This is a genomic window from Candidatus Hydrogenedentota bacterium, assembly GCA_013359265.1.
In the GTDB taxonomy this organism is placed as follows: Bacteria; Hydrogenedentota; Hydrogenedentia; order Hydrogenedentales; family SLHB01; genus JABWCD01.
Genome location: JABWCD010000031.1, coordinates 1 through 14,331, shown reverse-complemented (window position 1 = coordinate 14,331; position 14,331 = coordinate 1). Strand labels below are relative to the sequence as shown.

Here is a 14,331-nt window from a genome sequence, read left to right as displayed (position 1 = left end):
ACGACCAATGGGACCGATACGACCCAGAAGGACCCAAATGACCAAATGGAACTAGACAAGCAAATGGACCTAGCGCGGCTTGTGGCGCTAAGGGACGAGTTTTGCCAATCGATTTCAGATTTTAAATCTCAGAATTTCGGAGAGCAGCTCGCTGAAGCAATGGAGCTTATGCGAGAGGTGCAGGATTCTTGGATATCTTCACTGGAATCGATCAAGAGGACCTGAACGACCGAATGGATCTAGCGCAGTTTGTGGCGCCAAGGGAAGAGCTTTGTCAATCAATTTCAGATTTGAAATTTCAGAATCTCGGAGAGCAACTCGCTGAAGCAATGGAGTTTATGCGATAAGTGCAGGATTCTTGGATATCGTCACTGGAATCGATCAAGATGACCTGAACGACGAGGGATGGAATCTACTTTTTCAATGGTGGCACAAGCACGAATGCGCGGCCCCCCGAAAAACCGGAGGAGTGTCTTTCTTCCTAACTTCCTAACTTCTTAACTACTTCGCTATTCGCTTCCTCGCTATCTCGCTTCTAGCAGTGCAACACGCTGGGCTAAAGATTAGGAACGCATTCTTGGCATGGGCGCGGACGGAAAGATGGGACGACTTAACCGTCGAAGCGGTAGCCGACGCCGTGGACGGTGTGGATGAGGCGGGGTAATTTGGGATCACGTTCGATGCGTTTGCGGAGTTTGGCGATGTGTTGGTCGAGCGTACGGCTGTTGGGCAGGTAGTCGAGGCCCCAGCATTCGTTGAAGAAGGTGTCGCGGTCGACGACTTGTCCTTTGCGGGCGTGGAGTAATTGGAGAATTCTAACCTCACGGAGGCTGAGGTCGATGGTGATATCGCCGCGATGGGCACGGAGCTCCGCCGGGAATATCTCGAGGTCGTCCATGACAAAGGACGGGGTTTCGGCGATTGGCTGGCGCGCGGCGAGGCAGCGGCGGGTGACGGCGCGGATGCGCGCGAGCACTTCGCGCACGCCGAAGGGCTTGAGAATGTAGTCGTCGGCGCCGAGTTCGAGGCCGAGGACTTTGTCGACCTCTTCGGACTTGGCGCTAATAAAGATGACTGGCACGTTGGCGTTCTTCTTTCGGATTTCGCGGCAGACGTCGTAGCCGTTCGCGCCGGGCATCATGATATCGAGACACACGAAGTCGGGCGCGGCCTTTCGGAAGAGTTCCAAGGCTTCGGCGCCGTTGCGCGCGAGAACGGTCGAGTAGCCTTCGTTGTTCAGCAGTTCGGCGAGACCGTTGCGAATGTTTTCGTCGTCTTCGGCGATGAGCACGTTCATGGCGAAACTCCAGCGCGGGGACAGTTGAGCGTGACCTGGAAGCACGCGCCGCGCTCCGAGGGCTGCAACGTGAGATCGCCGCCGTGCAGGCGCGCGAGTTCGCGGGCGATCGTGAGGCCGATGCCCGTGCCGGCGACGCCGTCCGTCAATTTATCGCTGACCCGATAGAACGCGTTGAAGACGCGCACGCGTTCCTTCGGTGGAATACCGGGGCCCGCGTCCGCGACGGTGATGGTCACGCTGTCTCCTGTCTGCGAAGTTGTGATGGTCAATTCCTTGCCGGTGGCGGCATATTTTTCGACATTGCTGACGAGGTTCCCGACGATCTGGCCGATGGCGTCGGCATCGATTATCGCCGGCGCTTCCGCGCAGAAATTGGCAGTTACGGAGACTCCATGGGCGTCGAGTGCGGGCTTGAAGTGATCGAGGACGGACCGGACGCAGGTATCGACCGACCCGGGCGCGGGGCGCAGCTTGAGCGCGTGGCGCTCCTTTCGGCTGAAGGTGAGGATGTTCGCAATGAGGCGGCTGAGGCGCTGGCTTTCGGATACGAGCACACCCACATGCCGCTTGGATTGATCATCGGCGTGATCGAGGTTTTCCTCGAGCATTTCGGCGTACATGCGGATGTTCGTAAGCGGCGTTTTGAGTTCGTGCGATACCTGGTTCACAAAGGATACGCGCTGCGCCGCTTCGCGCATGCTGCGCATGTTTTCGCGGTACAAGTAGATTGCCAGGGCAATGAGCGCGATCGCGAGCGCGCCGAGTTGGGTGGAGATGCGATACCAGAAATAGGGCTCGGAATCGTACGCCTGCGCCAGTTCGTCCTGATTCACGAAGCATGCGAGCGACCATGTGTTCAACGGATACTCCAGCGCAAGCGCTACTCGCAGGTGCGTGGCATCGTCCGTGCCGAAGTTGCTGTTCGAATAAACGACATCGCCGCGGGAGTTTCGCAGTTCGACACGTTTCGTGGGAAATTCGGCTTGTGCGGCAACGCTTTGAGAGAGCGCGGCAATGACATCGGCGATAAGGCGCGGCCGGCTAATTTCTGCGCCCACAACGACGCCGTCATCGCGGCGAGTCCAGAGCAGAATATGAATGTCGCTACCCCAGTGCCAGACATACCAGCCGGAAGTGCGCTGTGACGGCGCCACGTTCTGAACACCGACTTTTCCGACGCTCCGAGTCGCAGGCGGTGAGGCTTGTTCGGGTGCGGACTGTGTGGTCAGTTCGCCGTTCATCCAAATCTCGCGCGTGCGGACCAAGAACTCCTGTTCGGTGCTGTTGCCATTGCTTTCATAGACGGGGTAACGAGGAGCACCCTGTCGATCCACGACGAAGTATTGTGTGACGAGCGGTGAATGTTGCAGTAGTTCACGCAATTGCGCGGGGTCCAGCGACGATGTGTCCAACTTGGCAGCGACATCCCGTTGATACTGTTCCATAACGCCCGTGATCGTTTGCGAGTAGCCCTTGATCTCTTCGCCCAATAGTTTGTCAATCAAGTCGTCCGTGGCTGCGAGTTCAGCAGTTTGAAGCCGTGCCCCCAACCACCCGAGGACGGCGAGGGGCACGGCGACCATGAGTGTAAGCAGTATGAGGAGTCGGAGGTTCAACGTACCGATTTTTCCAGAATGACGCCCTGTTTCTTGGTGCCGACCTGATACTCTTGCTGGAGTTTCCGGTTGTATTTCCACTTCTCGGGATCGAGATTGTCGGCGGCGAAGCCGTTTGTGTCAGCGTCTTTGCGCAATTGTTCGTCATTGTATCGGGTTGAATTGTCGAAGAGGAAGGACTGATTGCTCAAGAAGGTTTGGCGCGCTTCCTCGATTTTGCCGCTGTCGCGCAGGCGCATGGCGAGTTCGTTTTTCTCGGCGGCGATTTGCTGGACGGCTGCGACCATGACCGCCTTGTTGGTGTTGCGATCGACTTCGTCCTTGGACTGCGACATTCGGACGCCGAGCGAGTACGAACAGAGGGGCGTTGGGCTCATGCCTGGAAGGACCATGACGTAGCCGCTCGCCTTGCTTTCTGTGTCGAAGGGGTACCAAACGCTGACGTTCGCCACGCCGCCCCCGTCGGGCAACCCTGCCGGCACATCAAGTTCAACCAGCGCGTACTTGGTGCGCTCGCTGCTGACGTCGCCCAACGTCACGAGGACGGTTTTGTCGTCAATGATTGCGTCACGGCCGAGGACGCGCACGGGGCGCACGCCGTTGACACACTCGACGCGGACTTTCAGGCCGCGCGCGACGACCGTCATCGCATCGCCGAACTCCATAGCGTAGGCGCGATCGAGGGCTTCGACGCTGTCAATGAACATGTGGTTGCCGTCGCTGGTGGATGCGAGCCTCGAGAGCAAATCTTCGTTGTAATCGAGGCCTAGACCGAGTGTAGTCACGCAAATTCCTTCTCTGCCGAGCGAAGTGCCGAGTTCGGCAAGTTCACCGGGGGAGCTTGGGCCGACGTTGGCGAGGCCGTCGGAGAGGAGGACGATGCGGTTGATGCGCCCGGAGCGAATTTCCTTGCGCACCTCGCCAGCGCCCATGCTGACGCCCGCGAAAAGCGCGGTGCTGCCGCCGGCGGTGATGGTGTCGATGGCGGAGAGTATTTGCTGGCGCGTCGTCGCCGCTTTGTCGGAGTTGTCATCGATGCGGATTGCGGGTTGCACGATTGTGACGGAGGTCTCGTAAGCGATGACGGAGACGGTGTCGTTCGGTCGTAGGCGTTCGATGGCGGACTTTGCGGCTCGCTTGGCGGCCTCGATTTTCTCGCCCTGCATCGACCCGGAACGATCGATAACGATGGCCACGTTGAGGGGGACGCGCCTGGACGCGTCGTTGATTCTGTCGCCGGTGACGGCGACGCGGAGGTAATTGGTCCCGCCAGCGCCGGAGAGCATGACGGGATTGCCGAGGGCGGCTTCGATTTTTACGGGGGGTGGGGCCGCGGACGAGACCGCTGCGCCGGTCAGCGCGAGCACGATTGCGCACATCAGCTTTGGGAAACGCATACCGAATCTCCTCTGAGCCGCGGCGCGTGGGTCGCGCCGCGGCGCGGTTGGTTTCGGCGGCAAAACCGCCTGAAGCCAACGTAGCGCCACGACGAATCGAATTGGTCGCGCACTTGTCATTGATTTGTAAAAGTATTGTAAATCGGCCGGGCGGCAGGTCAAAAGGGCGTAAACGACGTAGAGCCGCGGTAACGCGGCGCGGTTTGCTCGGTGTGGCGTGGGGCGGTATCATCGCGGCGCGAGGACTGGGGAGGATTCCGTGAGCGCGTTCCGTCAGGCGATCAAAGACATCATCTCGAACATCGAGTTGGTGGTGTTGGACAAGGCGCAGGTGATCAAGACCGCGTTGTCGGCGTTTTTGGCGGGTGGGCATGTATTGCTTGAGGACGTGCCGGGCGTGGCGAAGACGGTTTTGGTGCGGTCGCTGGCGGTTTCGAGCGGGTGCTCATTTAACCGGATACAGTGCACGCCGGACCTGTTGCCGTCGGACGTCACGGGCGTTTCGATTTACAACCAGAAGACGCAGGAGTTCGAGTTCCGGCGCGGGCCGGTGTTCGCGCAGATAATCGTGGCGGACGAAATCAACCGGGCCACGCCGCGCACGCAGTCCGCGCTGCTCGAGGCGATGGCGGAAGGCCAAGTGTCGGTGGACGGCACGACGTACAAGCTGGCGCAGCCGTTTTGCGTGTTCGCCACGCAGAACCCCGTGGAGCACGAAGGGACCTTTCCGCTTCCCGAAGCGCAGCTCGATCGCTTCATGCTGCGGCTGACGGTGGGTTACCCAAACATTACGGCGGAGGGGGACATGCTGGAGCGGATGCGGGTCGCGCACCCGCTGGACAGCCTGAAACCGGTAACGGATGCGCAGACGATTCTCCGGATGCAGTCCGGTATTCGGGACATCCACGTGCACGAGAAGGTCCGCGAATATATCTTACGGGTGATTCATCGCACGCGGGATTCGACCCATTTGAGCCTTGGCGCCAGCCCCCGCGCGTCCATGGCGCTGTTCCGGGCCTGTCAAGCATTTGCCGCCGTCCAGGGGCGGACCTACGTCATTCCTGATGACGTGAAAGCTTTGGCGCATCCGGTGTTGGAACACCGGCTTATCCTTAATCCTGAAAGCAGGTTACGGCGTGTTACGACGAATAGCGTACTTCGGGACATTTTGGTGGAGGTGCCTGTGCCTGCCGGCACGATGACTTGGAAATCTGCGTGAATTTCAGGTAAAACTGGGAAGGTGACTTGGAGCGATTGAAACTCTTTCGGTTTGGCACAGGGCTTGGTGTGCCGGGCCACGAGGTGTGGAGTACAACCAGGATATGCTGGGGATTATGAGGCTGTTTCGGCGAAAGTCCGTGGCCGGCGGCGAGGACATGATTGGAGGCGATGAGCGCGCCGAGGTCAACATGGACGGCGCGTCCAGCGGTTTGGAACTGGCCACGGTCGGCCCGTACGAGATTATTGCGCCCATTGGCAGCGGCGGTATGGGGACGGTGTATAAGGCGATTGACCGCCGGCGCGACATGACGGTCGCGATTAAGGTGCTCAAGCCGGAGTTCGACCTGGACAAGAAGAAGCGGAAGCGCGACTATCTCGGGCGCGAGATTCTGGTGGCGGCCTCGCTGAAGCACGAGTGCATCATCCGTTACAACAAGGAGATCATCGAGCAGGCGGACTCGCAGGGACGCATCCGGCGCTGCCTGCTCATGGAACTGGTCGATGGACCGGATTTGCGCAAGCACATCGCGGACCGCGACCTGACGGTCCCGCAGATGATCGACGTGTGCATCCGCTTGTGCCGCGGGCTGGATTACCTACACCAGAACAATATCGTTCACCGTGACATCAAGCCCGGAAACTTTCTGTTTTCGCGGGACATGAAGCAGGTGAAGATTTGCGATTTCGGATTGTCGAAATCGAGTTCGAGTTGGCGCACGCGGTGGATTCGCGAGGGTGGCGGCACGCGCGCGTACATGTCGCCCGAGCAAATCGAGAACAAGGGGCGCGGGCTCGACGCGCGGTCGGACATATTCTCGTTCGGCATCACGATATACGAACTGCTGGCGGGACGGCACCCCTGCGATGGCCGCGACTCGAAGGAGATCATGCGGCAGATTCGCAGTTCGAAGTACAAGTTCGAGCCGCCGTCGAAGTATAACCCCGAGATTCCGCACGCGCTCGACAAGATCGTGCTGAAGTCGATCCGGCGGCGTCCGGAACAGCGTTACCAATCGATGACGGAGATGCTGCTCGATCTCACGCGGGTGTCCGAATCGCGCATCTAGACGGTGTCATTCCGGCGATTGCGGAAAACGGGGCGGGAATTGGATAGAACCTAAGAACGGCAGTTGAACGGGGCAGACATCGTGTTTCTCGCATCACGTTGTTACCCGTAAAGTTATCCACAGGCTGGTGGTTCAGCAGCCCTTTTTAGTTAGTGTCATGAATCCCAAATTCGTTCGAAAAGTCGAATGCGCATAGAACTTGTGCAGGAGTTCGAATGCTCGATTACGATTACGATTACGAGCACGACCACGAGCACGAGCACGACAAATGGTGCGGATTTCAAACTCACGACAGTAGAATGCCGCGCATGATCGGTCGAATCGGTACTCTGGTATCCGTCGTTATCTGGGGCACGGTGTGCGCGTTTGCGGACACGCCGGCCGCCGAACTGGTTCGCGCGTTAGAGGGCATCAAAGGCGACGCTGAGGCGTTTGCGCGCATCAAGGCTGCGATCGAGGCGGAGACGGACCCATCAGATTATACGGTGCGCAAGGCGGCGCAGATTCCGGACAGCGAGAAGTATTGGGCTTTCCGGCCGCGGATGCGTCCGGAACCTCCATCGATTACCGATCAGGGGTGGGCGGTAAATCCAATTGACGCGTTCGTTCTCGCGAGGCTTGTCGAGGCCAATCTCTCCCCTTCCGAGGCCGCGTCGAAGCGCACGCTCATTCGCAGGGTGTATCTCGACGTGCTGGGGCTGCCGCCGTCGCCGGAGGAAGTCGACGCATTCATCAACGACACGTCGGATAATGCATATGAGAAAATCGTCGATCACGTGCTCGCGTCGCCGCACTACGGCGAACGCTGGGCGCGTCACTGGCTCGATGTGATCCGGTTCGCGGAGACTAACGGTTTCGAGACGAACACGCCGCGGCGTAACGCGTGGCACTATCGCGACTACGTGATCCAGGCGTTCAACGAGGACAAACCGTACACCGAGTTTATCACCGAGCAACTTACCGGGGACCTGACAGGAAATATCGTCGCGACGGGTTTTCTTTCCGCCGGCCCGCTGGACGAGGTCAAGAGTCCCGACATCGTGCTGACAAAGATGCAGCGCGACCAGGAACTTGGCGACATGGTGTCGACAACTGCCGCCGCGTTTCTCGGTCTGACGGTTGGATGCGCGAAGTGCCACGACCACAAGTTCGATCCTATCTCTCAGCGGGACTATTACGCGCTGCGGGCCGTGTTCGCGGGTGTGTCGCATGGCGAGCGCGAACTGCCCGACCCGGAACGTGACATTCGCATGCGGCAGGTGGCGTCGCTGAAACAGGAACTGGCCGCGTTGCGCGGCAAGTTGCTTTGTTTCGCGCGCGACGAACAACCCGACGGCCTGCTGCGGCGTGTCAGCACGATGGAAAATGTGGATCGGTTCGAGCCGGTCGAGGCGAAGTTTGTTCGGTTCACGGCGCGGAAGACGCACGACATCGAGCCGTGCATCGACGAGTTGGAGGTGTTCACGCCGGGCGAGAGTCCGATCAACGTTGCGCTTGCTGCGAACGGCGGCATTGCGACGGCATCGAGCGGGTTTGCCGACAATTCGAAGCACCGAATTGCGCATCTGAACGACGGCCTGTTTGGAAATGACTACAGTTGGATACCGGCAGGCCGCGAAAACGAGTGGGCGCAGATCGAATTGCCCAAACCTACGTCGATTGGTTTCGTCGCGTGGGCGCGCGACCGCGAGGGGAATTTCCGCGATCGCATCGTGACCGAATACACGATCGAGACTTCGCTGGACGGGTCGACATGGAAGACCGTTTCGTCGTCCGAGCGCCGGCAGCCGTTTAATCCGAACGCGGAACTGCCGCCGCTCTTCGTGCCCGAGAAGTTGTCGGCCGACGATGCGGCCGCGCTGAAAGACATTCAGAACAGCGAAGGACGCCTCAAGACGGATATCACGTCGCTGGCGAAAGGGCCGCGTGTGTACGCGGTGAAGTTCGAGCCGCCCTCCCCCACGTTCCTGCTGTCGCGGGGCGACCCGATGATGGAGCGTCAGTTTATCGCGCCCGCGACGCCGCGGTTTGTGGGCGAACGGTGCGATATGGACGCGGCCGAACCTGAGACGCAACGCCGCGTGAAGCTGGCGCAGTGGATTTGCGACGAACGCAATCCGCTCACGGCGCGCGTGATCGTGAACCGCATCTGGCAGCACCATTTCGGCAGGGGAATCGTCGATTCGCCTAGCGACTTCGGCGCGATGGGCGTGCGCCCCACGCACCCGGAACTGCTCGACTGGCTCGCAAACGCGTTGATTGACAATGGCTGGAAACTGAAATCGGTTCACAAGATCATTCTGATGTCGAACACGTACCGGCAGTCGAGCGCGCCGAACGCGGCTGCGCTGGAGGTTGACGCCGACGCGCGGCTGCTCTGGCGGTTCCCACCGCGGCGCCTGGACATGGAGCCGATTCGGGACAGCATTCTGTGCGTCAGCGGGCAGATCGATCTTGCGATGGGCGGTCCGGGCTTTGACGTGTTCGAGCCGAACGACAACTACGTCCACGTGTATATACCGAAGACACACTTTACGCGCGCGGAGTATCGGCGCATGATCTATCAATGGAAGCCGCGCATGGAGCAGGACCACACGTTTGGCGTGTTCGACTGTCCAGACGCGGCACAGGCGATGCCCAAGCGCATTACGTCGACGTCGCCGTTGCAGGCGCTGAGTCTTTTGAACAGCCCGTTCATGACGCAACAGGCGGAGGCCTTCGCCGAGCGCGTCGAGAAGGACAAGGGCGAGACCATCGACGCGCAGATTGCACGAGCGTACGCGTTGGCGCTGTGCCGCGAACCCACGGAGGACGAGTCCGCGCGATCGCGCGAGCTTGTGAACGCGTTCGGCATGACGGCATTGTGCCGGGCGCTGCTGAACGTGAGCGAGTTTGTCTATCTCAACTGACCAAGGGCGACGGCTGTCATGAATGACCGTATTCGCCGCAATCTGTTTTGGTTCGTCATCGCGGCCGCGGCCCTGGCAACGGCTTTCATCGTGAAAGCGCCGTACGTCGCGTTCGCCGTGTACGCGTTTCTACTCTTGGTCACGATTGCGAACCTCTCTTCACTTGCGTGGTTGTCGGGGCTCGATTGCACGCGCACGATCAGTCAAAACGTGATGGCGCAGGGCGAAGAGACCTGTATCGAAGTAACGCTGACGAACCGGCGCGGGTGGCCTATCCCGTGGATATTCGTCGAGGACTTCGCGCCGGCCGGGTTCCCGCGTGACGGCGACAACGCGCGATTGGCGATCCTGATGCCGGGCCGATCCATCACGCTCAACTATACGTTGACGTGTCCGCGCCGCGGGTATCATCGCGTTGGCCCGCTTCTCATGGAGTCGGGCGACTTGTTCGGGCTGCAGAAGCGGTTCCGCACCGGCCACCAGCAGGACTACATCTCCGTGCTGCCGACCGTTGCGTATATCGATACGTTTAACATTGCCGCGCGCCGCCCGCAGGGACCGGTGCGGATCAGCAACCGCGTATACGAAGATCCAACGCGTATCGCGAGCCTGCGGGAGTACGTGCCGGGCGATCCGATGAACCGCATCCACTGGAAGGCGTCCGCGCGCACCGGCGAGTTGTTCGTGAAGCAGAGCGAACCCTCGAACGTGCTCGGCGCGACACTTATTCTCGATTTGTTCGCGCCGCTGTATCAGGGCGAAGGCGGCGAGGAGCGCATGGAACTCGCGATTACGACGACTGCGTCGGTCGCGTACCTGCTGCAAATGTCGGGGGAACAGGTCGGGTTAATGACCAATGCGCGCGACGCCGCGGAAGTCGCAAAGTGGGAAGTCGAATCACGGCAGTCGCTGTCGCGGCAGGAAGCGGAGTACAACGTGGTCGGCGAGGGTGAATCCGACCGGCTGAGCCCGCTGACCGTCCCGACGCGGCGCAGCCCGGTGCAGGCGCTGCAAATCGTCGAGAACCTCGCGCGCGTGCTGCCGACGGACGGCCTCGATATCGGCCAGACGATCATGGCGCAGTTCGAGCGGCTCCCGCGCGATGCCGCGCTGATCCCCGTGGTACCGCAGGTGACGGAGGACCTGTCGATGATTCTCGCGCAGATGAAGCTGTCGGGGTTCGCGGTGACGGTATTTCTAATCAAGAACCAGGCTTCGTACGAACGCGCGGCGGCGATGCTCATCGCGCACGAGATCAACTGCATTCACATCGAACATGAACGGCAACTCCACGAAATATCCCCCGCACGAATCGGGCGCTAGTGTGGAGAATCATGCTGATGGCATTTTATTCTTGGAGGGCAAATGCGGCGAAGAGCGGGGACAGGCACGCTTTTCAAACTGCCGAAAAGCGAGTCAGTCCCCGTTTTTCGCTCGACTCCGGTTTTCTTAAGCGGCATTAATCATGACTCACTACACTAGCAACGGTTCCCCGAGCGAAGGGCCGACGGACTTCTACTCGCTGTTGGAGTCTGAGGCCGCGAAGCTGTCCGCGCCGGCCGTAACGCAGCAACAGCGCAAACGCGCGCCCGAAGTGACGGACTTTCAGTCGCTCAAGCGCAGCGTGGTCGAGGTCCAGAAGCCTTACCAGGCGCGCACGTGGACCGACTTCCTGATCGACTTCACGACGCCGTTCATGATCCTCCTCATGGTTGCCGCCCCGATTTTTTTCATTCTCGACGTTCGATACGTGTACACCGAACTTCACGACTGGAACCTGCGCTGGTTCGCGTTCTGGTTTGTGCTTGGCGTTGTCGCGTTGAACCGGCTAATCGCACGCGACGGCAAGGAAGAAAGCATTCTCTACGTTATCGCGCTCCTGGGCGTCGTTATCGCCTACACGACGTTGACGACACAGGCCTACGATGTCGGCGCGGTCGCCAAGGGGTTTCAGTTCACCGGCTGGACGGCGCTCGCGTTCAACACGACGGTGGTCATGTTCATCTGGTGGTTCACAAACCGGCTGACGCACGAATGCTGCGTGGACGACAATCCTTTGGCGGGCGACATCGGCATGCTGACGAGCACCGCCATGAAGGTGCGCCGCGCCATTCGCGCCGATCGCGCTCCCGCGCCGAAGAAATCGAAGCTGCCGGATGGCTTGATGGAGATCGATGCGGTCGATCCGCTCGATTGGAGGAAGCCCGAGCGCAAGGCGAAGCTGCAACTCGACGCGATGACGGAGCGCCTGCCCAAGCGGCACCCCGGCATTTCCATTTTCTACTTCTCGGTGCCGGTGATGATCGCATTTGCGCTGGGGCAGCGCGTCATTCAACACGGCGGTCTCTCGATGTTGCTCGCCGGGCACTTTTACATCGGCTGCTACACGGTCGCGGCGATGGCGCTGCTGATGCTTTCGAGCCTTGCGGGGTTGCGCGAATACTTTCGAGCGCGCCGAGTCCACCTCCCCGGCGGACTCGGGCCCTTCTGGGTGGGATTGGGGTTTGTGATGATCGCGATGGTGGGATTTGGCGCGACGGCATTGCCGTGGCCATCGCTCCCGCCGATCGCGTACGTGGCCGAGCACGAGTTCGATCCGTGGCGGCGGGGTTCGACCTTCCAACTGCAGTCCGTCGTTACACCCGCAGTTGACGTGCTCGAGCAGAACCGGTTTATGGAACGCATCGGCACTGCCGTACTGATTATTCTCGCGCTCTTCATCGCGTTCGCCGCACTGCGCGGCGTGGGAACTGTCGCTGCGCATATGGCGCGCAACCGCCGGTACTTCCCGCAGTTCATCGTGCGGTTTTTCAACTGGGTGGAGACGCTGCTCGACCGCGTGATCCGCGTGCCGCAACTACCGCGCATTCAACGGCGGCGCCGCATATCGCGCGCCGTGTCACGATCCGCGAAAGTCTCCAATCCGATGGCCGACACATCGCGCAGCACTCGCAGCGCAATTGAAGGGTGCTACGACGCGCTCTGCGCGCTGGCGTACGACTATGGGGTCCCGCGCCAACCCGGGCAAACGCCGTACGAATTCATCGCGACTTTTCCAAAGGAACTGAATTCCATTCGCGAAGAGGCCTATGAGTTGACCGACCTATACGTCGTGAGCGCGTATTCGACGCTGCAAATCGACGATCGCATCCGCGATCGGTTGCGAAAGTTCTGGATGACATTCGACAAATTGCGAAACCGCGTGATTCGTTAGATACGCGGCGCGTACAGGGAGGACCTCTCCCTGGGCAGTTCCTGCTCCCTCGCGGATACTCTCCGTAAATCTCTTTCAACTCAGCATTCTGTCAGCCTGCGTAGAAGTGGAACTTTTCGCAGAATTTACTAAGCACTGCTCGGTGAATTTCCAGTTCAGTCAAAAGATGAACAGGATCGTGGAATTAGCTGTGTTTTGGGGCTTGTTGCGTCGATAGGCGCTGGAATGGCGTGAGAGTGTGATATTCGGTTTTCACGCGTCGCTCCATTCGCGGCGAAAAATAGGAGTAAGTCTCATGCGTTTGCGCAAACGGTTGATATCAATCGCGACGGCGGCGCTTTCGCTGGCGTTCGCGGGCGCCTTGGGCCCGCTGGCGTACGCGGACAGCGACTATCAGAATTGGGTCGCATACCGGGACGGCCGATTTATGAAGCATAGACCGGTGCACCTGGCCACACCGGCCGAAGCGCAAGCGGCCAGTTTCGGAATGGACGAGCGGTCATTCATCGACCTCGGCAGCCTTGGACTCTACGAACGCCACGCGCGAACCGTGACCAAGGTTGATATCCAACTGCCGGAGAGTTTTGACCGTGGGCCGGACATCATCCAAACCCCGCGTGCACTGGTGGAGCAACAGCAACCCGTCATCTACGACAAGGGCCATTTGGGAACGTACGAACGCGATGGGCGCAACGTGCATATGAAGTGACCGCGAGCAGCCGAGACAGCCAAAGCAGTGGAAGTGCCGGAGCAGGAGCGCGGGCTGGGCGTCCGCGCTCCTGGCCGATTTGTGCCTCGGTTGAGTCAATCCAAGGCTTTGTTGCGATCCTCGCGGCGGATCATGTCTTGAAGGCAATGACGGGACCGAAGGGACGAAGAGGACGGAAAGGACGGATAGGACCGATAGGACCGATAGGACCGAAACGACATAGAGCGACTACGCAGCCGCAAGTGAGAAGTTTCATTAATCAATTTCAAATTTGAGATTTCAGAATTTCAGAAAACAACGCGCTGAGGCCACAGCGCTTGCGCGCAACGTGTAAAACGCTTTGGATGTTTTCGCCGGGATCGATGAAGAAGACCAAAAAGAGTACAGGGCGAAGAGAAGATCGTTTGGCGGTTCGCGTCTTGAGGGCAGGGACCGTATCGGAAGGACAAGAAGGACGGAAAGGAGCGAAAGGACCGAAAGGACATAGAGTGACTACGCTGCCGCAAGTGAGAAGTTTCATTAATCAATTTCGAATTTGAGATTTCAGAATCTCAGAGAAGAACACACTACAGTCAAAGTGGTTACGCGCAACGTGTAAAACGCTTTGGATGTTTTCGCTGGGAATCGATGAAAGCGACCCAAAAGACACAGGGCGAAGAGAAGATCGTTCGGCGGTTCGCGTCTTGAGGGCAGGGACCGTATCGGAAGGACAAGAAGGACGGAAAGGACCGATAGGACCGATAGGACCGATAGGACATAGAGCGACTACGCTGCCGCAAGTGAGAAGTTTCATTAATCAATTTCGTAACACTTTAGCCGTTTGCCGCGACGTTTGGGGGTAACGGCGGCAGCTGACCGGTTTTGAGGTATGTCGTTAAGGCGTCTTGGAGCGTTGCGA

At 59.4% G+C, this 14,331-nt stretch carries 9 protein-coding genes; 6 read left to right on the top strand and 3 right to left on the bottom strand.

The features are described from left to right. Positions 1 to 610: 610 nt before the first annotated feature. From HUU46_22125 to HUU46_22115, 3 genes are read right to left on the bottom strand one after another with little or no spacing between them, the layout of a single operon-like run. Positions 611 to 1,297 (bottom strand): response regulator transcription factor, encoded by a 687-nt coding sequence (locus HUU46_22125; GenBank protein ID NUM56345.1) that lies wholly within the window; start codon positions 1,295 to 1,297, stop codon positions 611 to 613. Then, positions 1,294 to 2,916, bottom strand: coding sequence for a HAMP domain-containing histidine kinase (locus HUU46_22120; GenBank protein ID NUM56344.1), 1,623 nt, complete (start codon positions 2,914 to 2,916; stop codon positions 1,294 to 1,296). Before HUU46_22120 ends, HUU46_22125 begins: the two co-directional genes overlap by 4 nt. Beyond that, positions 2,913 to 4,313 carry a VWA domain-containing protein gene (locus HUU46_22115; protein NUM56343.1) on the bottom strand — a complete coding sequence of 467 codons (1,401 nt, stop codon included), beginning with the start codon at positions 4,311 to 4,313 and terminating at the stop codon, positions 2,913 to 2,915. The genes HUU46_22120 and HUU46_22115 overlap by 4 nt, the downstream gene beginning before the upstream one ends. A gap of 259 nt (positions 4,314 to 4,572) precedes the next feature. Between HUU46_22115 and HUU46_22110 the strand changes: the two genes are divergently transcribed. From HUU46_22110 to HUU46_22085, 6 genes are all read left to right on the top strand, one after another. After that, on the top strand, positions 4,573 to 5,532 hold the full coding sequence (locus HUU46_22110; protein NUM56342.1) for a MoxR family ATPase: 960 nt from the start codon (positions 4,573 to 4,575) through the stop codon (positions 5,530 to 5,532). A gap of 115 nt (positions 5,533 to 5,647) precedes the next feature. Then, a complete protein-coding gene (locus HUU46_22105) occupies positions 5,648 to 6,601 on the top strand; it encodes a serine/threonine protein kinase (GenBank protein NUM56341.1) in 954 nt (317 codons plus the stop codon). A 320-nt stretch (positions 6,602 to 6,921) separates the two neighbouring features. Continuing rightward, positions 6,922 to 9,510, top strand: a complete 2,589-nt coding sequence (locus tag HUU46_22100) for a DUF1553 domain-containing protein (protein ID NUM56340.1) — start codon at positions 6,922 to 6,924, stop codon at positions 9,508 to 9,510. Between the two features lie 18 nt (positions 9,511 to 9,528). After that, on the top strand, positions 9,529 to 10,833 hold the full coding sequence (locus HUU46_22095; GenBank protein ID NUM56339.1) for a DUF58 domain-containing protein: 1,305 nt from the start codon (positions 9,529 to 9,531) through the stop codon (positions 10,831 to 10,833). 142 nt (positions 10,834 to 10,975) lie between these two features. Next, the gene (locus tag HUU46_22090; GenBank protein ID NUM56338.1) at positions 10,976 to 12,724 is read left to right on the top strand and encodes a DUF4129 domain-containing protein; all 1,749 of its coding nucleotides are present in this window, start codon (positions 10,976 to 10,978) and stop codon (positions 12,722 to 12,724) included. A gap of 295 nt (positions 12,725 to 13,019) precedes the next feature. Beyond that, positions 13,020 to 13,433, top strand: a complete 414-nt coding sequence (locus tag HUU46_22085) for a hypothetical protein (protein ID NUM56337.1) — start codon at positions 13,020 to 13,022, stop codon at positions 13,431 to 13,433. Positions 13,434 to 14,331 lie beyond the last annotated feature (898 nt).

Coding starts and splice junctions, on each gene's coding strand:
- HUU46_22125 (NUM56345.1), bottom strand. CDS start 1,297: ATGAACGTGCTCATCGCCGAAGACGACGAAAACATTCGCAACGGTCTC.
- HUU46_22115 (NUM56343.1), bottom strand. CDS start 4,313: ATGCGTTTCCCAAAGCTGATGTGCGCAATCGTGCTCGCGCTGACCGGC.
- HUU46_22105 (NUM56341.1), top strand. CDS start 5,648: ATGAGGCTGTTTCGGCGAAAGTCCGTGGCCGGCGGCGAGGACATGATT.
- HUU46_22095 (NUM56339.1), top strand. CDS start 9,529: ATGAATGACCGTATTCGCCGCAATCTGTTTTGGTTCGTCATCGCGGCC.
- HUU46_22090 (NUM56338.1), top strand. CDS start 10,976: ATGACTCACTACACTAGCAACGGTTCCCCGAGCGAAGGGCCGACGGAC.
- HUU46_22085 (NUM56337.1), top strand. CDS start 13,020: ATGCGTTTGCGCAAACGGTTGATATCAATCGCGACGGCGGCGCTTTCG.